Source organism: Azospirillum sp. UENF 111221 (assembly GCF_058780625.1).
The window spans coordinates 427,302-451,909 of sequence record NZ_JBSNCH010000002.1 but is presented as its reverse complement, the minus strand read 5'-3'; the positions used below and the strand labels follow the sequence as shown (position 1 = coordinate 451,909).

The following is a 24,608-nucleotide window of genomic DNA, read 5'->3' as shown; positions in this document are numbered from 1 at the left end:
CAATCGACGACCATCCAATCCAAAACAAGAACAACAACCACGAACCGGGAGAGACGCGGAGATGTTCAGCCTGCTGGGTGTTCCGCCCCAAGTGTTGTTCGGGCAGCTTCTGCTCGGACTGATCAATGGTTCCTTCTATGCGCTGCTCAGCCTTGGGCTGGCGGTGATCTTCGGCATGTTGAACGTCATCAACTTCGCCCATGGCGCGCTCTACATGGTCGGCGCCTTCGTGGCGTGGCTGCTGCTGACCTATGCCGGGATCGGCTACTGGGGGGCGCTTGTCGTGGCGCCGCTGGTGGTCGGGCTGCTCGGCATCGTGCTGGAAAAGTCGATGCTGTCGCGGCTCTACAAGCTCGACCACCTCTATGGCCTGCTGCTCACCTTCGGTCTGGCGCTGATCCTGGAGGGGGCGTTCCGCCACCAGTACGGCGTGTCGGGCCAGCCCTATCCGATTCCCGACGCGCTGAAGGGCGGGCAGAATCTGGGCTTCATGTTCCTGCCCAACTACCGCGCCTGGGTCGTCGTCGCCTCCCTCACCGTCTGCTTCGGCACCTGGTTCGCCATCGAGCGGACGAAGCTGGGGGCCTATCTGCGCGCGGCGACGGAGAACCCGACGCTGGTGCAGGCCTTCGGCATCAACGTGCCGGTGATGGTGTCGCTGACCTACGGCTTCGGCGTGGCGCTGGCCGGGCTGGCCGGCGTGCTGGCCGCACCCATCTATCAGGTGTCGCCGCTGATGGGGACCAACCTGATCATCATCGTCTTCGCCGTTGTGGTGATCGGCGGCATGGGCTCGATCCTGGGCGCCATCGTCACCGGCCTGGGGCTGGGGCTGCTGGAGGGGCTGACCAAGGTCTTCTACCCGGAAGCCTCCAACATCGTCGTGTTCGTCGTGATGGCGATCGTTCTTCTCATCAAGCCCGCGGGCCTCTTCGGACGGGAGCGCTGATCCATGAGCGTCGCCAGCAATTCCACCCCTGTCGCCCTGCGCGGCCCCGCCCGCGGCGCCGGAACGGCGATCATCGCCGCCGTCCTGCTGCTGGTCGCCGTCGTAGCCCCCTTCGTGCTCTATCCCGTCTTCCTGATGAAGGTGCTGTGCTTCGCGCTGTTCGCCTGCGCCTTCAACCTGCTGATCGGCTTCGCCGGCTTGCTGAGCTTCGGCCATGCCGCCTTCTTCGGCGGGGCGGCCTACATCGCCGCCCACACGGTGAAGGTCTGGGGCTGGGCGCCGGAGTTCGGGCTGATCGCCGCCACCGCGGTGGCCGGGCTGATGGGGCTGGTCTTCGGCCTGATCGCCATCCGCCGCCAGGGCATCTATTTCGCCATGATCACGCTGGCGCTGAGCCAGATGGTGTTCTTCCTGGCGCTCCAGCTTCCCTTCACCCACGGCGAGGACGGCATCCAGGGCGTGCCGCGCGGCACCCTGTTCGGGCTGTTCGACCTCAGCCAGCCGCTGACCATGTACTACACCGTGCTGGCGATCTTCGTCGCCGGCTTCGCCCTGATCTGGCGCACGGTGCATTCGCCCTTCGGCCAGGTGTTGAAGGCGATCCGCGAGAACGAGCCGCGCGCGGTGTCGCTCGGCTACCGCACCGACCGCTACAAGCTGGTGGCCTTCGTGCTGTCGGCCTCGCTGGCAGGGCTTGCCGGCGGCACCAAGGCTTTGGTGTTCCAGCTCGCCAGCCTGACCGACGTGACGTGGCAGATGTCGGGCGAGGTGGTGCTGATGACGCTGCTGGGCGGCATGGGCACGCTGTTCGGACCGGTGGTGGGTGCCGGGCTGGTGGTGACGCTGGAAAGCTACCTCGCCTCCACCAGCCTGCCGGTGCCGGTGGTGATCGGCTGCATCTTCGTCGTCTGCGTGCTGGTCTTCCGCCGCGGCATCGTCGGCGAGCTGCTGGCCCGCCTGCCGAAGCGGGGGCACTGACCCCGCGGGCCGTTTCCGCGGAACTCCTGACAGAACTCCCCCAGGGGGGACCGAAAGGTCCCCCTCTTTTTCCTCATCCCCTCACCCGACTCTCACGCGCGTGAGTTGAAAATCCGGAAATCGCGAAGGGGTATGGCGGAGGATGTAGAGAACAGGTCCGGGTTGCCTTTTTAAAAAGCGCGCCCGCGAGGCGTTCCATAAAGGTCTGGTCTGATGAACGGGTGCGGATGACCGCGCGCACCCGCCCGATCCTGTGCGCCTTCCCTTTAATCCGACGGATGGGCTACTATGTTGACCTCTGATATTGTTGGCAAATTGCGCTGCAACGCAGCAGACCCCAAAGCGGGCATCGCAAGGGGCCTCGACACCGGGACGACGAAGATCGGTCCCGTTTGGGAGGGTGACGTGGGCGACACCGTGGATTTCGAAGCGCTGCGCCAGCGGGCGGTCCACTCCCTGTTCGAGCATCTGGAATCCATGTGCGTCGGCGCCGTCGCCGTCGATCACGCCGGCCGCATCGCCTGGATGGACGAGAAGTACAAGGCGCTGCTGGGCGTTCCCGGCGATCCGCGCGGTCGGCAGGTGGAGGACGTCATCCCCAACAGCCAGCTGCGCCGGGTGATCGACAGCGGCCAGCCGCAGCCGCTGGACATCATGGAGTTCGACGACCGGTCCTTCGTGGTGACGCGGATGCCGCTGTTCGGCACCGACGGCTCGATCATCGGCGCCATCGGCTTCGTGCTGTTCGACCGCGCCGAATATCTCCGCCCGCTGGTCCGCAAATACGAGAAGATGCAGGAGGAGTTGGCCCGCACCCAGCAGGAGCTGGCGCATGAACGCCGCGCCAAATACTCCTTCTCGCAGTTCCTGGGCGCCAGCGAATCGATCCGTGAGATCAAGCGGCTGGGCCGCCGCGCCGCCCAGATGGATTCGACCGTCCTGTTGCTGGGCGAGACCGGGACCGGCAAGGAGCTGCTGGCCCAGGCCATCCATTCGGCCAGCCCGCGGGCGTCCAAGCCCTTCGTCGGAGTCAATGTCGCCGCCATTCCGGAAACCCTGCTGGAGGCGGAGTTCTTCGGCGTCGCCCCCGGCGCCTTCACCGGCGCCGACCGCCGTCACCGCGACGGCAAGTTCCAGCTCGCCAACGGCGGCACCCTGTTCCTCGACGAGATCGGCGACATGCCGCTGCCGGTGCAGGCCAAGCTTCTGCGCGTGTTGCAGGAGCGGGAGATCGAGCCGCTCGGCTCCAACAAGGTGGTGCGGGTCGATGTGCGCATCATCGCCGCCACCAGCCGCGACCTGCATGCCCTGGTGCGCGAGAAGCAGTTCCGCGCCGACCTCTATTACCGGCTGAACGTGGTGCCGATCACCCTGCCGCCCCTGCGCGACCGGCCGGAAGACATCGAGAGCATCGCCGACCGCATCCTGGAACAGCTGGCGATCCAGCAGGGCACGCCGCCGCGCGAACTGCTGGAATCGGCGGTGCAGGTGCTGCGCGACTATGACTGGCCCGGCAATGTGCGCGAGCTTTACAACACGCTGGAGCGGGTGGTGGCGCTGACCGACGCGCCGATCCTGACGGCACCGCACATCCGCAGCGTGCTGCCCGGCCAGCATCCGGCCGGCGCGTCGGCCCTGCCGCTGGCGGCCGGAGCGCGGCCGTTGCAGGAGGTTCTGCACGCCGCCGAGCGCCACGCCATCGCCGCGGCGCTGGAGGAGGCCAACGGGGTCAAGGCGCGGGCGGCGAAGCTGCTGGGCATTTCGCGCGCGTCGCTGTACGAACGCATGGTGACGCTGGGGCTGGGGGCGACCCAGTAGCGCAGGCACAGGCGGGGCACAGTAAATTTCGTACTGCGGAATGCTGTTTCATTGACGTGCTGTCTAGCGGCTGGCAGGATCGTCCCGCAAAGGTTTGCGGGAGGGTTCGGGCATGCGCAGGCGGGAAGAGGCTCTGGTCGCCGACGATCTGGCGGAAGACGAGAAGGATCCGCGCTTCGTCACGGCACTCGCCCGCGGACTGGAACTGCTGCGCGCCTTCCGCCGCAACGAATCGATGCTCGGCAACCTGGAGCTGGCGCAGCGCACCGGCCTGCCCAAGCCGACGGTGTCGCGGCTGACCTACACGCTGGCCAAGCTGGGATACCTCTCCTACGACCACACCACCGGCAAGTACCGGCTCGGCACCTCGGTGCTGGCGCTGGGATATGCCAGCCTGTCGGGCATGGGCATCCGGCAGGTCGCCCGCCCGCTGATGCAGGAACTGGCCGACGAGACCGGGCTGGCGGTGGCGCTGGGCGGGCGCGACCGGCTGAGCATGATCTATCTGGAATGCTGCAAGGCCAACGGCCCGATCACCCTGTCGCTGGATGTCGGCTCCCACATCAAGCTGTCGACCACCGGCATGGGCCGCGCCTATCTGGCTGCCTTGCCGGAGGCGGAACGCGCGCCCTTGATGGCGAAGCTGGAAGAGCATGAGGGGGAGCGCTGGCCGCAGATCCGCGACGGCATCCTCCAGGCCGTCGAGGATTACCGGACGCGCGGCTATTGCCGCTCCATCGGTGCCTGGAAGTCGGAGGTCCATGCCGTCGGCGTCCCGTTCGTGCCGCGCGACGGCTCGCAGGTGCTGGCCTTCAACTGCGGCGGACCGGCCTTCATGGTCGATCTGAAGAGGCTGGAGGAGGAGTTCGCACCGCGGTTGGTGGCGATGGTCCGACGGATCGACGCGACCCTGTTCAACGGGTGATGGGCCAGGGGGAGCGACCCGGACGCCGCTGCCCATCCCGCGCCAATCGGTTTTTCCTATCGGGGTATCCTGAAAAATCGATTGGACTGATCAGGTGTTTATAGCCATTCTTTGAATCGTTCCAGACAGGCTTCCCGATCCGGTTTGTCCTGTTCAGGCCGGTCCTCCATTCGGTGCCAGGGGTGGCCGGCCCCCCGGAAGGGCGGGGATTTCGGGGATGTGCGGGCACGTTCAATCCAACGCCCCGCCGTCTCCGCCCTTCCGGGATCTGGTCCCGCGGTTCCGGCCTGCTGTTAAGCCTTTTGTTGGCCCGTCAGGCCGCCCTGACCCGCGACAGGAAGCCGTCCACCTCATCGCGCAGGCGCCCCGCCTCCTGCGACAGCAGCGAGGCGGCGGACAGCACCTCGTTCGACGAGGTGCCGGCCTCGTCGGCGGCCTTGCTGACGCCGGCGATGCTGGAGGAGACCTCCTGGGTTCCCTCTGCCGCCTGCTGGACGTTGCGGCCGATCTCGCCGGTGGCGGCAGTCTGCTCCTCGACCGCCGCGGCGATGCTGTTGGAGATCTCGTTCACCTGGGTGATGGTGCGGCCGATGTTGCGGATGGCGGTGACGGCGCCGCCGGTCTGGGTCTGGATTTCCGCGATCTGGGTGGAGATGTCCTCGGTCGCCTTGGCGGTCTGGTTGGCGAGCTGCTTCACCTCGCTGGCGACCACGGCGAAGCCTTTCCCCGCCTCGCCGGCCCGCGCCGCCTCGATGGTGGCGTTGAGTGCCAGCAGGTTGGTCTGGCTGGCGATGTTCTGGATCAGGCTGACCACGTCGCCGATCCGCTGGGCCGCCACGGCCAGCCCTTCGACCGTGCCGTTGGTGCGCTCGGCCTCGCTCACCGCCTGGCCGGAGATGGTGGCGGACTCGGCCACCTGCCGGCTGATCTCGCCGATGGAACTGCTGAGTTCTTCCGAGGCCGCCGCCACCGTCTGCACGTTGGCCGAAGCCTGTTCGGTCGCGGCGGCTACCGCCGTCGACTGGCGGGCCGTCTCCTCGGCGACCGCCGACATGGTCCGCGCGGTGGACTGGAGCTGCGCCGCGGCGCTGGAGACCGCCTCGACGACGGTGCCGATGCTCGTCTCGAACTCGTCCGCCAGGCCGAGCATGGCCTGCCTGCGCTCCGACGCCGCCCTGGCCTCGGCCTGCTTCGCCTCCTCTTCCAACTCGCGGCTGCGGATCAGGTTGGCTTTGAAGACGCTGGCGGTTTCGGCGATCTCCCCAACCTCGTCGCGGCGGCCCGTTCCGGCGATCTCGACCGTCAGGTTGCCGTCGGCCAGCCCGCGCAGCGACGAGACGATGGACTTGATCGGCCCGACGATGCCCTTCTGCGAGACCAGCAGGCCGAGCAGAAGCCCCGCCACGGTTCCGACGCCGGCGAGGACGAACATCCAGGTCAGCTTCAAGGCCGCCATCGCCTCGGCCGCTCGCGCCAGTTCGGTCGAGTCCTTCTCGGTGAAATCGAGGAAGGCCGTGATGTCGCTGCGCAGGCTCCGGATATCGGCACGGCTCGCCTCCACGGCGATTTTCATCGTCCGCTGCCCATCGGTCAGCGTGGACGAGCCCTGGAGCTTGCGCGCCGCATCGAGGGACGCCACCAGCTTCTCGTAATAGGCGGGAAGCTGGCGTTCGATCTTCAGCAGGATGGCCACCTGCTCCCCTTCGACCGTGCCCTTGAGCCGTGTGATGGCGTCGGCAATCGCCTTGCGGCGTTCCCCGATGGCGGTCGAGACGGTGCCGACCTCGCCCGGATCGATCGCGAGGCTGTATTCGTCGCGGTTGATTTCGGCGAGCAGGCGGTTGAGGCGGGAACTGAGACGCACCTCCGTCGTCGCTTCGTCAAGGTCCGTGATCGCAGATCCAAGGGATTGCAATCCAATTGCGCCGAAACCGGCAATGGTCATGCTCACCACGGACAGCATGCCGACGATCAGCATGATCTTCATCGAGATTTTAAGATTGCCCAAAGACATCCCTTAATACCCCCTCAAGTTGCGAGTTTTATTTACAAGTTTACATGTTATTTTTATTAGAAATTCATTATGTGCATTGTATAATCTTAAAATTGCTTTACACGGCGTCGCAAAATACAACCTATGAAGAAAGTCGTATTCTTGGAATGATTTTAAAGTATCTGTGGTCGGGGTGATGTTCTGCCATTGGGCGAACCCGATCTTCCGTCGTTTGCGCCTTTGCGGTCGGGAACTCTTCATGACGGCGGGCCGTTTTCGGAATGCGGCTGGATTCCGGCAGGGGAGAAGAGTTCTTGGCAGGCGGCTTGACGGACTGGCTGGTGCAGGTGATGCACAACCTCCACTATGTCGGAATTTTCTTTCTGGTGGCATTGGCGCGGGTCTTCCCGCCGATCCCCGCCGAGTTGGTGATCCCGCTGGCCGGGATCGGGGCGGCGACCGGCGAGTTCACGCTGGTCGGGGTCGCCATCGCCGGCGGGCTCGGTTCGCTGGCCGGACAGCTGGTGTGGTTCCTGCCGAGCCGGCTGATGGGCCGCGACCGGCTGGAGGCGTTCTTGAAGAAGTACGGCCCCTGGCTGACCATCAATCCGAAGAAGGTGCGGCAGAGCACCGACTGGTTCGCCAAGCGCGGCGGGCTGGCGGTGCTGTTCTCGCAACCGGTGCCGGGGGTGCGGACTTTGATCTCGATCCCGGCCGGCGCCTGCAAGATGTCGATCCTGAACTATTCGCTGGCGTCCGGCATCGGGTCGGTGCTGTGGACGCTGCTGCTGGCCTGGACCGGCTACATGCTGTCCACCTGGCCCTTCGCGCACCGGCTGGTCGGCTATTTCACCGTCGGGCTGCTGGTGGTGCTGGTCGGCCTCTATCTCTGGCGGCTGTCCAAACACCTGCATCTGCTGCGCAAGGGCGGCACGGCCGCGGAGGCGCCGGGCATCACGCCGTCGGCAGGCTGCTGAGAGGCAGTCGCTGCCCGGGGATCAGGCCGTCGCCATCCCGACGATGCCGGTGGCGGCCATGCCCAGCGCCCACAGGCCGAACAGGCCCAGCGCCACGCCGGTGCAGTGGTTCAGCATGGTCAGCCCGCGGTCGGAGATGCGGTGGCGAACGGCGGCCACCCCCATCGACAGCGTTATCCACCACAGCGACGAGCCGATGAAGACACCCAGCACCAGGGTCGAGGCTTCCAGCCGGTCCAGCGTGCCGCCCAGTCCGAAGCCGGCGAAGATGGCGATGAAGGCCATGATGGTCGCCGGGTTGGTCAGGGTCAGCGACAGGCCGGTCATGAAGCCGGCCAGCCAGGATTTGCTGTCGGGGGCGGAGGCCGCCTCGCGCTCGTCGGCGTCGGGATGCTGGCGGAAGGTGCGGACCGCCACCACCAGCAGGAAGATGCCGCCGATCAGCTGGAAGGCGATCTCGTGCCCGCGCAGGAAGCTGAGCGCCGCCGACACGCCGAAGGCGGCGATGGCGCCATAGAAGGTGTCGGCCACCGCGGCGCCGAATCCGGTGAAGAAGCCCATCAGGGGGCCGTGCTGGAGGGTGCGGCGGATGCACAGCAGACCGATCGGCCCGACGGGTGCGGCGATGGCGAATCCAAGAGCAATTCCCTGCAAGAGCACCCAGACTTCGTTCACCGAGCGTCGCCCCCATTTTCTTGTGGCCAGGTTCAGATGGCCGTGTCCATCGCCAGTTCGTCGCAATGACTGTCGGCGGGGGTGATAAACGCCCCCGTCCCTGGCGTCAACCGGGGGAGACCCGATTCGCTCCGTTGCATCGTCCGCTTTCCCTGTTGTGTGAAATCATGGCGCGGTTATCCTTTGGGTCAAGTTTCCGCAGTCGGGAGTGGGTGGGACATGAAGACGCGTATTCTTGCAGCCATGCTGGCGGTGACCGCGGCCGGAGCGGGAGTCGGCGCTCCGGCGCTGGCCGACGACTTCTCGCCGGCCGTGGTGTTCGACCAGGGCGGCAAGTTCGACAAGTCCTTCAACGAGGCCGCCTATAACGGCGCCGAGCGGTTCAAGAAGGAAACCGGCACCGCCTACCGCGAGTTCGAGATCACCAACGAGGGCCAGCGCGAGCAGGCCATGCGCACGCTGGTCCGCCGCGGCGCCTCGGTCATCGTCGCCGTCGGCTTCTCGCAGACCGCGGCGGTGGACAAGGTGGCGAAGGAATCGCCCAACACCAAGTTCTGCCTGATCGACGACAAGCTGGACGCCCCCAACGTCCAGTCGGTGACCTTCAAGGAGGAGGAGGGATCCTTCCTGGTCGGCATGGCGGCGGCGCTGGCGTCGAAGACTGCCAAGGTCGGCTTCATCGGCGGCATGGACATCCCGCTGATCCGCAACTTCCTGACCGGCTACGAGCAGGGCGTGAAGCATGTCGCCGCCGCCGACGAGGTGTTCGTTAACATGACCGGCACCACGCCTGCCGCCTGGAACGACCCCGGCCGCGGGGCGGAGCTGGCCAAGAGCCAGTTCGGCCGCGGCGCCGACGTGGTTTTCGCCGCGGCGGGCGCCACCGGTCTCGGCGTGCTGCAGGCGGCGGCCGATGCCGGCAAGCTGTCCATCGGCGTCGACAGCAACCAGAACCATGTCCATCCCGGCAAGGTCCTGACCTCGATGGTCAAGCGGGTGGACGTCGTCGTCTATGACTGCATGAAGTCGGCGAAGGACGGCAGCTGGAAGGCCGGGCACCGCGTCGTCGGTCTGAAGGAGGACGGCGTCGGCTATGCGCTGGACGACAACAACCGCAAGCTGATCACGCCGGAGATGGAAGCGAAGCTGGAAGAGGCGAAGAAGCAGATCATCGCGGGCTCGCTGGCGGTCAAGCCGTACCAGCCGTAAGCGGACCCTTCATGACGCAGGCAAACGCGCCGGCCATCCGGTCGGAAGTCGCCCTGGAAACGGTGGCGATCAACAAGTGGTTCGGCACCAACCATGCCAACCGCGACGTGTCGCTGTCGGTCCCGGCCGGCACCATCCATGGGGTGATCGGCGAGAATGGCGCCGGCAAGTCGACGATCATGAGCATCGTCTACGGCTATCTGCGCGCCGACAGTGGGGAAATCCGGGTGAACGGCAATCCCGCCGCCATCCGCACCCCGCGCGACGCCCTGGCTGCCGGCATCGGCATGGTCCACCAGCACTTCATGCTGGTGGACCCCTTCAGCGTGCTGGAGAATGTGCTGCTGGGGGCGGAGGGCGGCGTCACGCTGGCGGGCGGCCTTGCCCGGGCCAGGACCGAACTGACCCGGCTGGCCCGCGACTATGGGCTGGAGGTCGATCTCGACAGCCCGGTCGGCGACCTGCCGGTCGGCGCCCAGCAGCGGGTCGAGATCCTGAAGGCGCTCTATCGCGGCGCCGACATCCTGATCCTCGACGAGCCGACCGGCGTGCTGACCCCGCAGGAGGCCGACCATCTGTTCCGCATCCTGCGGGCGCTGCGCCAGCAGGGCAAGACGGTCGTCATCATCACCCACAAGCTCCGCGAGATCATGGAGCTGACCGACAATGTCACGGTGATGCGGCGCGGGCAGGTGGTCGCCAACGTCGCCACCTGCGACACCAGCCGGGAGCAGCTGGCCGAGCTGATGGTCGGCCGCAAGGTTCTGCTGCGGGTCGACAAGACGCCGGCCAAACCGGGTGCGGAGGTTCTGCGGGTCGAGGGCTTGCGGGTGCGCGATCCCTCCGGCGTCGAGCGGGTGAAGGGCGTCGGCCTGTCGGTGCGGGCCGGCGAGATCGTCGGCATCGCCGGCGTGTCCGGCAACGGCCAGTCCGAACTGTTGGAGGCGCTGGCCGGCATGCGGCCCATCGCCGGCGGCTCCGTGCACCTGCGCGGGGAGGAGCTGGCCGGCCGGCCCGACCGCTTCAACGCCCGCGCGCTGCGCGGGCTGGGCGTCGGGCATGTGCCGGAGGACCGGCAGAAGGTCGGGCTGGTCACCAGCTTTTCGGCGGAGGAATGCTCGATCCTGGGATTTCAGGACGATCCGGCCTGGAACGGCCGGGTGCTGCTCGACCGCGACGCGGTGGCGGAAAGCTGCGCCCGCCGGATGGAGGAATACGACACCCGCCCGCGCGACGGGTCGCTGGCGGCGGCCAACTTCTCCGGCGGCAACCAGCAGAAGATCGTGCTGGCCCGCGAGATCGAGCGGAACCCCGACCTGCTGCTGGTCGGCCAGCCCACCCGCGGCGTCGACATCGGCGCCATCGAGTTCATCCACCGCCGGCTGGTCGCCCTGCGCGACCAGGGCAAGGCGATCCTGCTGGTCTCGGTCGAACTCGACGAAATCCGGGCGCTCGCCGACCGCATCGTCGTGATGTTCGACGGCCACATCGTCGGCGAGGTGATGCCGGACCGGGCGGACGAGAAGACGCTGGGGCTGATGATGGCGGGCGGGTGAGGGGGGCGCTCCTCACCAGGGAACCGTTTGCCCCCGATAGTCGAGATACTCCAGACCGGGCCTGTCCTGCTTGGCGAGAAGGACATCGACCAGCTTCGGAATGCTGTCCTCGATGGACAGCGGCGCATCGGCGCCGCCGAGCGCGGTGCGGATCCAGCCCGGCGCCATCACCGCCAGGGGGCGGGCGGCGCCGGGCTGACGCGCCGCGAAGCTGCGCATGAACATGTTCAGCGCCGCCTTGCTGCCGCGATAAAGCTCGCGCTGGCCGGACAGGTTGTTGGCGATGCTTCCCTGACCGGAGGACATCACGCCGATCAGCCCGGTGGCGGTGACGTTGCGCTCCAGGCCTTCGATGACTCGCATGGGCCCTAGGGCGTTGGTGGTCATGACGTGGATGAACTCGTCGGTGGAAACCTCGCCGATGGTCTGCGTTGGGTCGCGGTTGGAGGTTCCGGCATTGACGAACAGCATGTCGAACGTCCGGTCCGCCAACCTGTCGCGGAGCGCGGCCAGCTGGTCGGGCGCGCAGATGTCGAGGCTTTCGATCTCGACTTGCCCGGGATGGGCGTCGGCCAGATCGTGCAGCTCGGTGCGATTGGGACCGCGCACCGTGCCGAGGACGCTCCAGCCCTTCTTCAGGAATTCGGCGGCCATGGCATGGCCGAGGCCGCGCGACGCGCCGACCAGCAGAATGCTGCGATGGGTGTCGGTGGGGAGATGCTGCATGGGATCGTGGCTCCTGCTGTCGCTGTCCATGCTCCATATGTCCGGGGCCCTGGCTTTGCGCCAGACGCACAGGATGCAAAGATCGATTGCGTCCGGCGCTATGCATGGGAAGAGCGGCGGGCTATCCTGCGCCGATGCAGGCCATCGATCTGAACCTTCTCCTGCCGCTGGATGCGCTGCTCACCGAACGCAGCGTGACGGGTGCCGCCCGCCGTCTGGGCCTGAGCCCGTCCGCCATGAGCCGGACGCTTGCACGCCTGCGCCGGGTGACGGGCGATCCGCTGCTGGTCCAGGCCGGCCGCGGCCTTGTCCCGACGCCCTATGCCGAGGAGATTGCCGGCCACGTCCATGCACTCTGCCGCGACGTGCAGGCTGTCCTTCAGCCTGCGGCCGGGCGGCTGGACCTCGCGTCGCTCCATCGCACCTTCACCATCCGGGCCGGCGAGGGGTTCGTGGAACTGATGGCTGCGGCGGTGATGGCTGCGGTGGCGGACGCGGCACCGCATGTCCGCCTGCGGTTCGTGCCGAAGCCCGACAAGGAGGCGGAGCCGCTGCGGGACGGGCGGGTCGACCTGGAGATCGGCGTGCTCGGCACCTCGGCGCCGGAGTTGCTGACGCAGCTTCTGTTTCGTGACAGGCTGGTCTGCGTCGCCCGCAGAGGGCATCCGCTGCTGGCGGACGGCGTGGTGACGGCGGACCGCTATGCCGCCTGCGGCCATGTCGCCGCGTCGCGCCGGGGCGAGTTCCATGGACCGGTCGACGACGCTCTGGCGGAGCTGGGCCTCAGCCGCCGCGTGCCGCTGGTCGTCCCGCGCTACCCCGACGCGATGCGGGTCGCCGCCGGGTCGGACCTGATCGCGGCGGTCCCGCGCTCCTGCCTGGGCAACGGGCTGACGGGCGGGTATCCCGGCGGTCAGGGGTTGGACAGCTTTGAACTGCCGGTGCGGACGGCGGATTTCGCCATCTCCGCCATCTGGCATCCGCGCCTCCAGGCCGACCCGGCCCACCGCTGGCTCCGCGAGACCATCGCCGCGGTGTGCCGGCGGGCCTATCCGTGAGGACGGCCCGCGGCCCGTGCTCTCCGACCGGTTACTTCGCGAACAGCTTCGACATGTCGGCGAAGGCCTTGAATTCCAGCGCGTTGCCGGCGGGATCGAGGAAGAACATGGTGGACTGTTCGCCGACCTGACCCTTGAAGCGGGTGTAGGGCTCGATCACGAACTTGACGCCGGCGGCCTTCAGCTTCTCGGCGAAGGCGTCCCAGTCGGCGGGTTGCAGCACGACGCCGAAATGCGGGACCGGCACGTCGTGGCCGTCCACCGGGTTGTGGTGGGCTGGGGCGGCGCCGGGGTCGCGCGGCTTCAGGTGGGCGACGATCTGGTGGCCGAACAGGTCGAAGTCGATCCACTCGTCGCTGCTGCGTCCCTCCGGGCAGCCCAGGACGGTGCCGTAGAAATGGCGGGCGGCGGCCAGATCGTCGACCGGGAAGGCGATGTGGAAGGGCGTCAGCGTCGTCATCGGAGGGTTGGCCTTTCAGGACCGGGTGGCGGTGAGCTGCCTGGGTGGCTGCCAAGGGCGGTTGCCAGTAGCGGCTGTTGGTGCCCCCAGCAGAGCGTATCCCCGCACACTTGACAAACGAGTTCTCAGGCAGAGATTTATGAGTTCAACTCATGATTCGGATTGCCCATGCCCGACCGCGCTTCCGGACGCCATTTGCCGTCGCTCAATGCCGTTCGCAGCTTCGTCGCGGTGGCCCGCCATCTCAGCTTCACCCGGGCGGCGGACGAGCTGGCGGTGACCCAGGGCGCGGTCAGCCGCATGATGCAGACCCTCCAGGCCGATCTGGGGGTCGAGCTGATCCGCCGTGTCGGCCGCGGCATCGAGCTGACGCCGACCGGGGCGGCCTTCTATGGCGAGGCGTCGGCGGCGCTCGACCGCATCGCCGCGGCGGCGCGGGCGGCCCGCGCGCAGGAGGGCGGGGTGCTGCGGGTCAGCGCGCTGCCGACCCTGACGCAGCGCTGGCTGATCCCGCGGCTGAAGGGCTTCCAGGCGGAGAACCCCGACATCCAGGTCGAGGTCAGCGTCGGCGAGCACCGTGTCGATTTCGCCAAGGAGCGCATCGACGTCGCCATCCGCTATGGCGTGGAGGAATGGCCAGGAGCCGAGATCGCGACCCTGATGCCGGAGACGATGGGCGTCTTCTGCGCGCCGTCGCTGCTGGAGCAGGGGCCGCCGTTGAGCCATCCCGCCGATCTGGCGCAGCACCGGCTGTTGCAGCACACCACCCGGCCCGATTCCTGGCGCGTCTATCTCGCCGCCTTCGGCCTGCCGCTGCCCGAGGCGGCGCTGTCGCTGGCCTTCGAGCATTTCTTCATGATCATCGAAGCGGCGTCGGCGGGCATGGGGGTGGCCCTGCTGCCGGTCTTCCTGGTCGGGGACGATGTAGCGTCGGGGCGGCTGGTCCAGCCCTTCACCGAGACGCTGCGGCCGCGCGGCCGCTACCTGATCGCCCACGCGCCGGGCGCCGAGCGGGCGCGCCGGGTGCGCCGCTTCAAAGAGTGGCTGCTGACCGAGGTGGCGTAGAGTGCGATTGCTTCAGACGGTATCGTCTGAAGCGTGAACCGGACGGAAAACCGAAAAACTGGCGTCCGGCTATTCCAGCGTGCCGGCCGCCTCATGCCGGTCCTCGCCGGTCGCCAGCAGGGTATCCACGGCGATGCGCAGGCCGGCGACAACCTGCTCGACCGCCATCGACGGGGCTCCCGGGTGGCGAACCGCCTGCTCCGGCGCGAGCGGGATGTGCAGGAAGCCGACGCGCAAGCTCGGCCGCCGCACCGCCCGCAGGTGGCAGGCGCCATAGAACAAGTGGTTGCAGACGAAGCTGCCGGCGCTGTGCGACAGGGCGGCGGGGATGCCGGCCTCGCGCAGGGCGGCGGCGATGGCTTTGACCGGCAGGCTGGTGAAATAGGCCGCTGGGCCGCCCGCCGCGACCGGCGCATCGACCGGCCGATTGCCGGCATTGTCGGGGATGCGGGCGTCGTCGAGGTTGACCGCCACCCGCTCCAGCGAAAGCTCCGCCCGGCTCTGTGCCTGCCCGACGGCGAGCAGGGCCACCGGGTCGGTTTCCGCCACCGCGCGGTCCAGCGCGTCGAGCGCCGCGCCGAACACGCAGGGCATCAGCCGGGCGGCGACACGGTGGCCGCGGCACTCCCAGCCGTCCAACTGCCGCACCGCCTGCCAGGACGGGTTGACGGGCTCGCCGCCGAACGGCTTGAAGCCGGTGAGCAGAACGGTGGGCAGGACGGTCGGCATCGCAGAAGTCCTTACGAAATTTCATCGTGCTCAAGCCGGACCGCGATGATGGCGGGGGAGCCGCGCCGCGCGCAACAGCTCTTCGCGCACCCGCGCCACCACCGGCGCCCAATCGCCGGGGCGCTGCTGGCGGAACAGGCGGAGCGTCGGGTACCAGGGGCTGTCATCGCGGTCGAGCAGCCAGCGCCAGCAGCCGCTGAAGCGCGACAGCACCCACACCGGCACGCCCAGCGCCCCGGCGAGATGGACGACGGCGGTGTCCACCCCGATCACGAGGTCGAGCTGCCGGACGATGGCCGCGGTGTCGGCGAAGTCGGTGACGCCGGACATCGGGTCGAAGAGCGTGGGCCCGTCCAGCTGAGCCGCCGCCGGTCCCTTTTGCAGGCTGACCCAGGACACGCCCGGCATCGTCAGCAGCGGCGCAAGCTGCGCAAGGGTAACGCTGCGGCGGGCGGCGGTCCGGCTGGCGGCGGCATGGCCCAGCCGCGGGTCGCCGGCCCAGACCAGCCCGACCCGCAAATCCTCCGTCTCCGGCAGGGCTCCTATCCAATGCCGGACGGCATCCGGCGGGGGCGTGAGATAGGGCACCTCCGCCGGAATGCGGTCGGGCGGCACCGCCAGCCGCTGCATCAGCGACAGCAGCGGCACCCAGAGATCGTAGGCGTTGGGAGCGGGCAGGGCGGCGGTCACCGCATCGACGCCCTCCATGCCGGCCAGCAGCCGGACCAGCGGCGCCCTGCATTGCAGGACGATCCGCCGCGCGCCGCGCGCCTTCACCAGCGGGATCAGGCGGATGAAGTGCAGTGTGTCGCCGAAGCCCTGTTCCTCCACCACCAGCAGGGTCTTGCCGGCGATGTCCTGGCCCACCCATTCGGGGTTGGCCCATTTGGGGTTGGTGCAGGCAGGCTTGGTCAGCGCCAGTTCCCGTGCCTGCCAGCGCGCCTCGTATGCCTGCCAGCCTTCCGCGAAGAGCCCATGCTGGAGCAGCGCCTCGGCCAGATTGTAGCGCACGCTCGGCATTGCCGGGGCGAGGGCAGCCGCACGGCGCAGCAGGGCCAGCGCGCCGCGATGGTCGCCGCAATCCTGCCCGGCATGGGCCATCGCCAGATAGGGGGTGTAGAGGCCGGGGGCCAGCGCGATGGCCCGGCGGCAGGCGTCGATGGCGGCCAGTGGATGGTCGGCCTCCTGCAGGATCGCGCCGAGGTTGGCATAGGCCTCGGCCATGTCGGGGCGGCGGACCAGCGCCTCGATGCAGGACGACACCGCCTCGTCCGCCCGGCCGAGCCGGCGCAGGGCCGCGCCGCGGTTGACATAGGCTTGCGCCGCCTGCGCGGAAGGCAGACGCGGGTCGCCCAGCAGCCGGTCATAGACCGCCAGCGCCTGCGCCCAGCATCCGGCCCGGTGCAGGCGCAGCGCCATGCCGAAACCGGTTTCGACGCCGGATCGGGCGGCACTCATCGGCGCGGAACGCCGAGAGCCCCCAGGAGATGCGGCGGGATGCTGCCATGGTCGGCGATGACGTTGGCGTCGTCCGCCGACAGGCCGAGATGGATCAGGCGGTTGATGACCTGCCAGCGGCCGATCCTGTTGCTCTCATACAGGGCCAGCGCGTCCTTGATGACCTCGATCGCCGAGGTCCGGGGGATGGATGTCCGGGGGATGGTTTTCGACGAATTGGTTTTCGACATGGGCCGCCTCCACGAGGCCGGCGGAAACCGCCGGCGCTGATGGAGGGGTTACACGGCGCAGCCCGCTGAAGCTGGCGCGGAATCCGCAAGCCGATGTCAGACCGGGCCCAGGATCAGGCCGCGACGGCCGCCGCCAGGACACGGGTCTGGCGGGCGACCTTCTCAAAGGCCTTTTCCTCGATCTGGCGGATGCGCTCGCGGCTGACGCCGTAGCGGACCGACAAATCCTCCAGGGTCAGCGGGCTGTCGGACAGACGGCGGCTGGTCAGGATGTCGCGCTCGCGGTCGTTCAGCACGGCCATCGCCTCGTGCAGCAGGGCGCTGCGCTGGCGGGCCTCGCCGCGTTCGACCAGCGATTCCTCCACCGACGGACGCTCGTCGGCCAGCAGATCCTGCCATTCGCCCGAATCGCCGTCGGCGCTCATCGGCGCGTTCAGCGAGGCCACCGGCCCCGACATGCGGCGGTTCATGGCGACCACGTCCTCTTCCGGCACGGAAAGGTCGGTGGCGATGCTGGTGACGCTGTCGGGCTGCAGGTCGCCGCTGCCATATTCGCCCAGCTTCCGCTTCAGGCGGCCCAGGCTGAAGAACAGCTTCTTCTGCGCGGCGGTGGTGCCGATCTTCACGAGGCTCCAGGACCGCAGGATGTAATCCTGGATCGAAGCCTTGATCCACCACATCGCGTAGGTGGACAGGCGGAAGCCGCGTTCGGGCTCGAATTTCTTGACGGCGGTCATCAGGCCGAGATTGCCCTCGGCGATCAGGTCGGACAGCGGCAGGCCGTAGCCGCGGTAACCGCCGGCGATCTTGACGACGAGACGGAGGTGGCTGGTGACCAGCTTGTGCGCCGCATCGACATCGCCATGCTCGGTCCAGGCCTTGGCCAGCATGTATTCGTCCTCGGCCGTCAGGACCGGGTAACGGTGCGTGTCGTTGATGTAGCGGGACAGCGATTCGCCGGAATCGGGCGAACGGAGGGCGATGGCGGTGCTCATGTCACATCCTCGTGCAAAGCGATATGACGGGTTCAGGACCCCCTATCGGCGGGCCCAGGCCTCTCCGGCGGAGCAGGCAGGCATATAGTACAAAACTGGTGCTGTAAGTCAAGCGCGGCGGTCGGGTATAGGAGGCTCAGGGGGCCGGCGGCAGGTTCCGGCGGTACTGGCCCGGCGTGACGCCGAAGGCGCGCCGGAAACAGCGGCCGAGATGGCTTTGATCGGAAAAGCCGGCTTCGGCCGCCACGGCGGCGACCGGGTCTCCGGCGCGCAGCAGGCGCCGCGCCTCGTTCAATCGTTCGGACAGCCGGAAGAGCTGCGGCGCGACACCATGCTGCCTGCGGAACCTGCGCGAGAAACCTTCGCGGCTCATCCCGGCGAGGCGGGCGCCCTCGCCGACCGTTTCCCAGGAGGGAGTCATCGCCTCCACCCGTTGCGCCGGCATGCCGGCCTCGCACCGGTGAGTCCCGATCATCGCCGCCAGATCGGGCCAGTCGATGCTCCCCTGCCGCCACCGCAGGGCCATCCCGGCAAACAGGGCGGCGGCGTCGCAGGCCGCGGGCGGGGTGTAGATGTTGATGCAGAAGACATCGGCCGGTTCGGAAAGCGAGCTGTGCGGCGTTCCGGCCGGAATTCTCACCCCCCGGCCCGGTGCGACATCGACCGGCATGTCCCCGATCAGGAAGCGCCGGCGGCCCGACAGGACGAAGGTCAGCTGGTCCTCGTCATGGAAATGCACCGGCAGCGAGACGTCCTGTCCGCACACGACGCCGAGTTCGACGATGTCGCGGCTGAGCGGCCGCCAATAGTTCCAGGCACCGCCTTTGCCCATGCCGCCGTTGCCCATGTCGCTGGGAAGCTGAAACGATGCCGTCATGACGAACCACCCCGCTTCCGGCCGTAGCCCTTTCGGAAAATCGACGGTCGCGCAACCATAATCAAACTCCGGTTGCATGGGCAAGGCCGCGGCCCGGTCACATGCGTTCCAGACGGCGGAGGTCATGCGCTGCTATCCATCCTCCGGGACGCGCCGCATGGAAAACCCTCCATGCCGGCCGGCATGTTTTCGGGGAGTACGGCATGACCGCCGCCTTGTCCGCCTTTTCCTATCTTCTCGTCGTCGGCGCCGGCGTGAGCGTCGCTTTGCAGCAGGTGCTGAACGCAAACCTGCGGGCCGAGCTCGGGTCGCCCTGGTGGGCGGGCTTCGTCAGCTACCTCGTCGGCATGCTGGCGATGCTGGCGGTGGCGCTGACATCCTCCGGCCCCCGGCTCACCGACCAGCTGGCCGGACCGACGTCGTGGCTGTCCTGGACGGGGGGTCTTTTCGGCGCGCTGTTCATCGGGACCGCCATCCTGATGGTTCCCCGCCTCGGTGCCGCGACCGTGCTCGCTTTGATCGTCGTCGGCCAGATGCTCGGCTCGCTTGCCTTCGACCATTTCGGCCTGTTCGGGCTTCCCCACCATCCGGTGAGCCTCACCCGGCTGGCCGGTGCGGCGTCCCTGCTGCTGGGCGTCGTCCTGATCCGCGCCTGACACCGGGAGGCCATGGTGAAGCTGGTCATCATATCCGACATCCACGGCAACCACGACGCCTTGCGCGCCCTGCCCGAGGCGTATGACGAACTCTGGGTGCTGGGCGACCTCGTCAATTACGGGCCGCAACCGAACGAGGTGGTCACCGACATCATGGAGAAGGCGTCGCTGGCGATCCAGGGAAACCACGACCATGCGGTGGCGCACGGCGACAACTCGCGCTGGAGCGCGCGCTATCGGCCGTTGGCCGAAGCGACCAGACGCTACACGTCCTCCGCCCTCGGCGACGCGCAGAAGGCCTATCTGCGCGGGCTTCCGCAGCAGGCGCAGGCCGAGCGCGACGGCCTCCGGTTCCACCTGACGCACGCGATGCCGTCGGATCCGCTCTATGGCCGGCACCCCGGCGATGCCGCCGGGTGGGAAAGGGAACTTGACGGAGTGCGGGCCGATGTCCTCGTCGTCGGGCATACCCATGTGCCGATGCTGCGCAGGATCGGCGACAGGGTGGTGCTCAATCCGGGAAGCCTCGGCCAGCCCCGCAACGGCACGACGCTGGCAAGCTACGCCGTCTGCGAGGACGGTCGTTTCGCACTCAAATCCTTTCGCTATCCGGTCCAGGCGACGATTGCGAAGCTCAAAAGCCTTGGCTTTCCGCATCCTGTCGAACGCGAACTGGTCGCCATTCTCGAAACCGGTTCGGTCTGATCGGACGCGGTCGCCCTCCGACGCTAATTCTGTTGCCCGGCGGGGGAGGGGCGCTTACGGTCGCATGTCGCCCCACATATGGTCTTTCCCCACCGGTCCCCCTGCCCAGATGCCGCGTCCCGTGATCCGCCGCCTGATCGATGCCGTGCCGACCGCCGTCCTGCCGATGCTGGCGGGGGTCGGGCTGTCGGCGCTGGTGGCGCCGCAGCCGGATGCCGCCATGGCGCTGCTGCGCGGGCTGGTGGTGACGCTTCTGCTGACGCTGCCGTCGCTGGCGGTCGGAACCGCGCTGGGCACGCTCGCCGGATCCTGGGCCGCGGTCGCGCCGCGGTCGGCCGGCGGGCTGGTCGGCCGGCTGCTGTCCGGCGCCGGGCCGCTGCTGCCGGGCTTCCTGCTGGCTGCGGCTGCGGCTCTGGCTGTGCGGGCCGGGGCGTCGGCGGCGCCGCTGGGCTGGACCGCCCTGTCGATTCCCGCCGCCTGCCAGGCCGCCCGGCTGGCGCGCCCGGCGATGGGCCGCGCCCTGGGCTCGGGGCCGGAGGGTGGGGCGGTGCGGATGGCCCGCGGGCTGGGGCTGGATGAGCGCACCGTGCTGCGCCACCACGCCCTGCCGCAGGCGGTCGCCCCGGTGATGGGAGGCTTGCGCGCTGCTGTGCTGGCGGCGATGGTCGGTGCGGTGGCGCTGGAAAGCCTGCTGGACCTGCCGGGGGCGGGGGCGCTGATGGTCGATGCCGCCCGCGCCGGATCGGCCGCCGGGGCGGTGCCGGTCCTGGTGGCGCTGGGCGGGCTGACCGCCCTGCTGAACGCGCTGGGCCTCGGGGTGCGCGACTGGATCGACCCGGCCAACCACAGCTCCACGCCCTACGACGGGGCGTGACCGAAAAAGGACGCCGATGGCCGAGTACGACCAACCGCCGCTTTCCCATCCGGTTCCGCCGGACACCCCGCGTGCCGGCTTTGCCCGCGGGCTGTCGGGTGCCGCCATCCTCGCCGCCCTGGCGCTCGCCTGCGCCGCAGCACCGCTGATGGCCGACGGCAGCGCTGTGCACCGGCTGGACGCCGACCCGGTCGCCGCGGCGCTGCTCGACGGGCGGGGCAGCCTGTCCTTCGCGCTGCTCGCCGCGGTGCTGGGCGGGCTGCTGGGCATCGGCTGGGCGCTGCTGGCCGGGATGCTCGGCACGCTGACCGGCAGCCGGGCTGAGCGGCGCACCATCGCCGCCGCCCAGCGGATGGCCGGCTGGCCGCTCGCCCTGCTGGTTCCGCTTGCCGGCGGGCTGATGGGACCGGTCTGGCTGCTGGCGCTGGTCACCGCGCTGACGGCAGCCCCCGCGGTCGCGGCGCTCGCCCATGCCGAGCTGTCGGGCCTGATGCGGGCGGAGTTCCTGACCGCCGCCCGCGCCGCCGGCCTGGCGGAAGGCGAGGTTGTGCGCCGGCACCTGATCCCCAACCTGACACGCCCGCTGCTGGCCGCCGGGGTGCTGGCCCTGCCGCGGGTCCTGGCGGCGGAGAGTTTCGCCAGCCTGCTCGGCCTCGGCCTGCCGCCGGCCCTGGGCAGCTGGGGCGCTTCGGTCGGGCTGGCGGCACGGCTGGGCGACCCGGTGGCCTTCGTCCCGCCGGCCCTGCTGCTGGCGCTCGCCCTCTGGGCCGCCTGCGCCATCGCCGACGGCATGGCGGCCGGACACCGCAAGCCATGACCGATGCATCCGTCCTTGGGGCCACGAAGCCCGCGCCGGTCGAAACCGAGGCGCTGACCCTCATGCTGGGTGACCGCGTCCTGCTCGACCGCGCCACCCTGCGGGTGGAGCGCGGGCAGGTTCTGGCCATCACCGGCGGCGCCGGCAGCGGCAAGACCGCCCTGCTGGGGGCGCTCGCCGGCCGGTTGCCGGCCGGTGTCGACATGGCGGGGAGCGCCCGCATCGACGGGCATCTGCTGATCGCCCAGGGCGGCCGGCTGGCGCCGCGCCGGCCGCTGGCCCTGCAGGTGGCGGAGGTGGTCGGCCACCATCTGGGGCTCGACCTGCGGTCGTCGCTGCGCCGCATGGCCGACGGGCTGGACCGCATGGGCGTTCCCGCCGCAGCCCGGCGTTTCGACCTGCCGCCGGAACAGCTGCCGGAACAGCTGCGCTGGGCCTGCCTGTTCGCCATGGCGGTGGCGGTGGGGCCGGCGGTGCTGCTGGCCGACGCGCCGGCCGCCGGGCTGGACCCGACGGTGCGGCTGCGGCTTCTCCATCGGTTGGCCGACTGGGCGCGGGCCGACGGGGTGGCGCTGGTCCTGGCCGGACGGCCGGAGGACGGGCTGGCCGGTCCGGCCGACCGGGTGCTGGCGCTGCGCCGCGCCCGTCTGCTGCCGCCCAGCCCGGCAAGAACCGAACCGCTGGCGCCGCTGGAGCAGCCAGGAGCCGCCCGCCTGCATGCCCGCGGTGTCGGCATGTCCTATCCGCTCGCCCCCGGCCCGCGGGGGGAGGCGCGGTCGCTGGCGGTGCTGCACGGCATCGACCTGGATGTGCGCACGGGCGAGACGCTGGCCCTGCTGGGCGAGACCGGCAGCGCCAAGGCGACGCTCGCCCGCTCGCTGCTGTGCCTGCCGCCGCCGACGGCGGGTGCGGTGGTGTGGATGGGCCGCGACCTGATGGCGGCCTCCGCGCCGCCGGCTGCGGCTGACGGCAGGGGCGACGACCCCGACCGCGGTGGATTGCGCCGTGCCCGGCGCGACCTGCAACCGCTGTTCCCCGACCCGGCCGCCTCCTTCGACCCGGCGATGACGCTCGGCGCCCAGTTCGGCCTCGTGCTGGAGAGCCTGCGTCCGGACATCGCCGCCGACCGCCGCGACCACCGCATCGACGAGGCGCTGGAGGAGGCCGGCCTGCGTCCGGAAGCGGCGCTCCGCTGGCCGTCGGCGCTGAGCGTCGCGGAGGCCGCCCATGCCGGCCTTGCCCGCGCCATCCTGTCGGAGCCGCGCGTGCTGATCGCCGACGAGCCGGCATCCAGCCTGTCGGCGGAGGAGCGCGAAACCTTCCTCGACACGCTGATGGCGGTGCGCGACCGCCGCCGGCTGTCGCTGGTCCTGGCGACCGAGCGGTATGACGAAGGGCTGCGCGATGCCCATCGCGGTATCGTGATGCTGGCCGGGCGCGTGGTGGAGAGTGCGGACGCCGGAACGCTGCGGACGGCGCCGCTGCACCCCTACAGCCGGGCGATGCTGGCGGCAGCGCAGGGCGAACGCCCGGCGCTGGAGGGCGATGCGCCGTCGGCCTTCGCCCAGCCGGCCGGCTGTCCGCTGCGCCGCCGCTGCCCGCTGGCGCGGGAGTTCTGCGCCCAGGCCGTTCCGACGCTGGAGGAGGTGGCGCCCGGCCACCATATGGCCTGCCATTACTGGGACACGCCGACGGACGGGTGAGCGGGATCGACTCAACGACTGGCTGTTTTCATGCCATTGTGTTATCCTTTCAGGACGCAAGTTTCCTCATCCTGAACGCCTGCCGCCGGGGAGCCGATGCCGTCCCTGTCCATCGCCATGCCCGATCTGAACCGTCTGCCGGCACTGGAGCTGCTGGCCGGGCTCGCCACGCCGCTGTGGCTGGCGCGGGCGGAGGATGGCGGCGTGGTCTGGCTGAACGGAACCGCCCACGCGCTGCTCGACCCGGATGCGGCGGGCGGCAGCCTGCGGATCGAGCCGGCCGGACCCGGAACGACGGCCACCGAGGCAGCGGTGACCATCCGCGGAGCCGGCGGCCCGCCGCTCGCGCTGACTGCCCGCATCGTGCCTGTGCCGGACTGCGACCTGATCCTGCTGGAGGGGGCGGTCGACAGTGCCGGCCTGAAGGCCCAGGCGCTGGAACTGGCCGCGGCCAACCGCCGCAAGTCCGAATATGTCCATCACCTGAGCCACGAGCTGCGCACGCCGCTGACCGCCGTCATCGGCTTCGCCGAGATGCTGCGCGACCGGCTGCTGGGACCGCCCGACAGCCCGCGCTATGGCGAGGCGGCGGCCCAGATCGTCGCCGCCGGCGACTATATGCTGGAGTTGATCAACAACCTGCTCGACCTTGCCCGCATCGAGGCCGGCCGGCTGGACCTGCATGAGGAGGAGTGCCCGCCGGCCCTGATCGTCGACGTCACCCTGTCGATGATGGCGGGCCGGGCGGAGCGGTCGGGCGTGACCCTGTCCGCCTGCCTGCCGGCCGATCTGCCGCTGCTGCGGGCCGATCCGTCGCTGGTCCGGCAGATGCTGACCAATCTCGTCGGCAACGCGCTGAAATTCACCGCTGCCGGGGGCCATGTGACGGTGTCGGCGGAGCATGAGGCGGATGGCGGTCTGGTCCTGACGGTCGCCGACGACGGCCGCGGCATGCCGCCCGACCGCATTCCGCAGGCGCTGACCGCCTTTGCACAGCTCCACGACCCTGCCCATGATCCGATGACGGTGGCCCAGCATGGGTCCGGCCTCGGCCTGCCGCTGACCGCCGCCCTGGTGGAGCTGCATGGCGGCAGCATCGCCGTCGACAGCGCACCGGGGCACGGCACGACGGTGCGGCTGCGCTTTCCGCCGGAGCGGGTGGTGGGGTAGGCGGA

The 24,608-nt window shown here is 69.3% G+C and carries 24 protein-coding genes; 15 read left to right on the top strand and 9 right to left on the bottom strand.

Annotation, left to right across the window (positions count from 1 at the left end):
- Positions 1-61 precede the first annotated feature (61 nt).
- The 4 genes from ACWPN3_RS06670 (at position 62) to ACWPN3_RS06655 (ending at position 4,670) form a co-directional block, all read left to right on the top strand.
- Complete coding sequence (locus ACWPN3_RS06670; RefSeq protein WP_492243890.1) at positions 62-949, top strand: branched-chain amino acid ABC transporter permease; 888 nt, start codon at positions 62-64, stop codon at positions 947-949.
- Between the two features lie 3 nt (positions 950-952).
- Positions 953-1,927 carry a branched-chain amino acid ABC transporter permease gene (locus ACWPN3_RS06665; RefSeq protein WP_492243891.1) on the top strand — a complete coding sequence of 325 codons (975 nt, stop codon included), beginning with the start codon at positions 953-955 and terminating at the stop codon, positions 1,925-1,927.
- A gap of 405 nt (positions 1,928-2,332) precedes the next feature.
- Positions 2,333-3,745 carry a sigma-54 interaction domain-containing protein gene (locus ACWPN3_RS06660; RefSeq protein WP_247873269.1) on the top strand — a complete coding sequence of 471 codons (1,413 nt, stop codon included), beginning with the start codon at positions 2,333-2,335 and terminating at the stop codon, positions 3,743-3,745.
- Between the two features lie 112 nt (positions 3,746-3,857).
- Entirely contained in the window at positions 3,858-4,670 is an 813-nt protein-coding gene (locus ACWPN3_RS06655; RefSeq protein ID WP_492243892.1) for an IclR family transcriptional regulator, read from the top strand.
- Positions 4,671-4,983: 313 nt separating this feature from the next.
- Here the strand turns inward: ACWPN3_RS06655 and ACWPN3_RS06650 are convergent, their stop codons facing one another.
- A complete protein-coding gene (locus tag ACWPN3_RS06650; protein WP_492243893.1) occupies positions 4,984-6,657 on the bottom strand; it encodes a methyl-accepting chemotaxis protein in 1,674 nt (557 codons plus the stop codon).
- Between the two features lie 320 nt (positions 6,658-6,977).
- On the opposite strand from ACWPN3_RS06650, the gene ACWPN3_RS06645 reads away from it, so the two are divergent.
- A complete protein-coding gene (locus ACWPN3_RS06645; protein ID WP_492261183.1) occupies positions 6,978-7,640 on the top strand; it encodes a DedA family protein in 663 nt (220 codons plus the stop codon).
- A 21-nt stretch (positions 7,641-7,661) separates the two neighbouring features.
- Here the strand turns inward: ACWPN3_RS06645 and ACWPN3_RS06640 are convergent, their stop codons facing one another.
- The gene (locus ACWPN3_RS06640) at positions 7,662-8,315 is read right to left on the bottom strand and encodes a LysE family translocator (RefSeq protein ID WP_109451296.1); all 654 of its coding nucleotides are present in this window, start codon (positions 8,313-8,315) and stop codon (positions 7,662-7,664) included.
- Between the two features lie 219 nt (positions 8,316-8,534).
- Here ACWPN3_RS06640 and ACWPN3_RS06635 point away from each other — a divergent pair, with 219 nt between their 5' ends.
- Positions 8,535-9,524 carry a BMP family lipoprotein gene (locus ACWPN3_RS06635; RefSeq protein WP_109451298.1) on the top strand — a complete coding sequence of 330 codons (990 nt, stop codon included), beginning with the start codon at positions 8,535-8,537 and terminating at the stop codon, positions 9,522-9,524.
- An 11-nt stretch (positions 9,525-9,535) separates the two neighbouring features.
- A complete protein-coding gene (locus ACWPN3_RS06630) occupies positions 9,536-11,080 on the top strand; it encodes an ABC transporter ATP-binding protein (RefSeq protein WP_492243894.1) in 1,545 nt (514 codons plus the stop codon).
- Positions 11,081-11,092: 12 nt separating this feature from the next.
- Here the strand turns inward: ACWPN3_RS06630 and ACWPN3_RS06625 are convergent, their stop codons facing one another.
- The gene (locus tag ACWPN3_RS06625; protein WP_492243895.1) at positions 11,093-11,806 is read right to left on the bottom strand and encodes an SDR family NAD(P)-dependent oxidoreductase; all 714 of its coding nucleotides are present in this window, start codon (positions 11,804-11,806) and stop codon (positions 11,093-11,095) included.
- 134 nt (positions 11,807-11,940) lie between these two features.
- On the opposite strand from ACWPN3_RS06625, the gene ACWPN3_RS06620 reads away from it, so the two are divergent.
- Positions 11,941-12,864: a LysR family transcriptional regulator gene (locus tag ACWPN3_RS06620; RefSeq protein ID WP_492243896.1), complete on the top strand. Its 924-nt coding sequence runs from the start codon at positions 11,941-11,943 to the stop codon at positions 12,862-12,864.
- A gap of 31 nt (positions 12,865-12,895) precedes the next feature.
- On the opposite strand, the gene ACWPN3_RS06615 is transcribed toward ACWPN3_RS06620, so the two are convergent.
- Complete coding sequence (locus ACWPN3_RS06615) at positions 12,896-13,324, bottom strand: VOC family protein (protein WP_492243897.1); 429 nt, start codon at positions 13,322-13,324, stop codon at positions 12,896-12,898.
- Between the two features lie 168 nt (positions 13,325-13,492).
- Between ACWPN3_RS06615 and gcvA the strand changes: the two genes are divergently transcribed.
- Positions 13,493-14,389: a transcriptional regulator GcvA gene (gcvA, locus tag ACWPN3_RS06610; protein WP_109451304.1), complete on the top strand. Its 897-nt coding sequence runs from the start codon at positions 13,493-13,495 to the stop codon at positions 14,387-14,389.
- A gap of 69 nt (positions 14,390-14,458) precedes the next feature.
- Here gcvA and pcp read toward each other — a convergent pair whose 3' ends face one another.
- From pcp to ACWPN3_RS06585, 5 genes are all read right to left on the bottom strand, one after another.
- Positions 14,459-15,118 carry a pyroglutamyl-peptidase I gene (pcp, locus tag ACWPN3_RS06605; RefSeq protein ID WP_492243898.1) on the bottom strand — a complete coding sequence of 220 codons (660 nt, stop codon included), beginning with the start codon at positions 15,116-15,118 and terminating at the stop codon, positions 14,459-14,461.
- A 30-nt stretch (positions 15,119-15,148) separates the two neighbouring features.
- Positions 15,149-16,576: a glycosyltransferase family 9 protein gene (locus tag ACWPN3_RS06600; RefSeq protein WP_492243899.1), complete on the bottom strand. Its 1,428-nt coding sequence runs from the start codon at positions 16,574-16,576 to the stop codon at positions 15,149-15,151.
- Positions 16,573-16,806 carry a hypothetical protein gene (locus tag ACWPN3_RS06595; protein ID WP_492243900.1) on the bottom strand — a complete coding sequence of 78 codons (234 nt, stop codon included), beginning with the start codon at positions 16,804-16,806 and terminating at the stop codon, positions 16,573-16,575. The genes ACWPN3_RS06600 and ACWPN3_RS06595 overlap by 4 nt, the downstream gene beginning before the upstream one ends.
- Before the next feature lie 113 nt (positions 16,807-16,919).
- Positions 16,920-17,801 (bottom strand): RNA polymerase sigma factor RpoH, encoded by an 882-nt coding sequence (rpoH, locus tag ACWPN3_RS06590; protein WP_109451310.1) that lies wholly within the window; start codon positions 17,799-17,801, stop codon positions 16,920-16,922.
- 136 nt (positions 17,802-17,937) lie between these two features.
- Positions 17,938-18,678 carry a helix-turn-helix domain-containing protein gene (locus ACWPN3_RS06585; RefSeq protein WP_492243901.1) on the bottom strand — a complete coding sequence of 247 codons (741 nt, stop codon included), beginning with the start codon at positions 18,676-18,678 and terminating at the stop codon, positions 17,938-17,940.
- A 203-nt stretch (positions 18,679-18,881) separates the two neighbouring features.
- On the opposite strand from ACWPN3_RS06585, the gene ACWPN3_RS06580 reads away from it, so the two are divergent.
- From ACWPN3_RS06580 to ACWPN3_RS06555, 6 genes are all read left to right on the top strand, one after another.
- Positions 18,882-19,334 carry a DMT family transporter gene (locus tag ACWPN3_RS06580; RefSeq protein ID WP_492243902.1) on the top strand — a complete coding sequence of 151 codons (453 nt, stop codon included), beginning with the start codon at positions 18,882-18,884 and terminating at the stop codon, positions 19,332-19,334.
- Between the two features lie 12 nt (positions 19,335-19,346).
- A complete protein-coding gene (locus ACWPN3_RS06575) occupies positions 19,347-20,039 on the top strand; it encodes a metallophosphoesterase family protein (RefSeq protein WP_492243903.1) in 693 nt (230 codons plus the stop codon).
- 109 nt (positions 20,040-20,148) lie between these two features.
- Positions 20,149-20,913: an ABC transporter permease subunit gene (locus ACWPN3_RS06570; protein WP_109451316.1), complete on the top strand. Its 765-nt coding sequence runs from the start codon at positions 20,149-20,151 to the stop codon at positions 20,911-20,913.
- 16 nt (positions 20,914-20,929) lie between these two features.
- Entirely contained in the window at positions 20,930-21,730 is an 801-nt protein-coding gene (locus tag ACWPN3_RS06565) for an ABC transporter permease subunit (RefSeq protein WP_492243904.1), read from the top strand.
- Positions 21,727-23,433 carry an ABC transporter ATP-binding protein gene (locus ACWPN3_RS06560; RefSeq protein WP_492243905.1) on the top strand — a complete coding sequence of 569 codons (1,707 nt, stop codon included), beginning with the start codon at positions 21,727-21,729 and terminating at the stop codon, positions 23,431-23,433. Before ACWPN3_RS06565 ends, ACWPN3_RS06560 begins: the two co-directional genes overlap by 4 nt.
- Positions 23,434-23,529: 96 nt before the next feature.
- Complete coding sequence (locus tag ACWPN3_RS06555) at positions 23,530-24,603, top strand: sensor histidine kinase (RefSeq protein WP_109451322.1); 1,074 nt, start codon at positions 23,530-23,532, stop codon at positions 24,601-24,603.
- Positions 24,604-24,608: the final 5 nt, after the last annotated feature.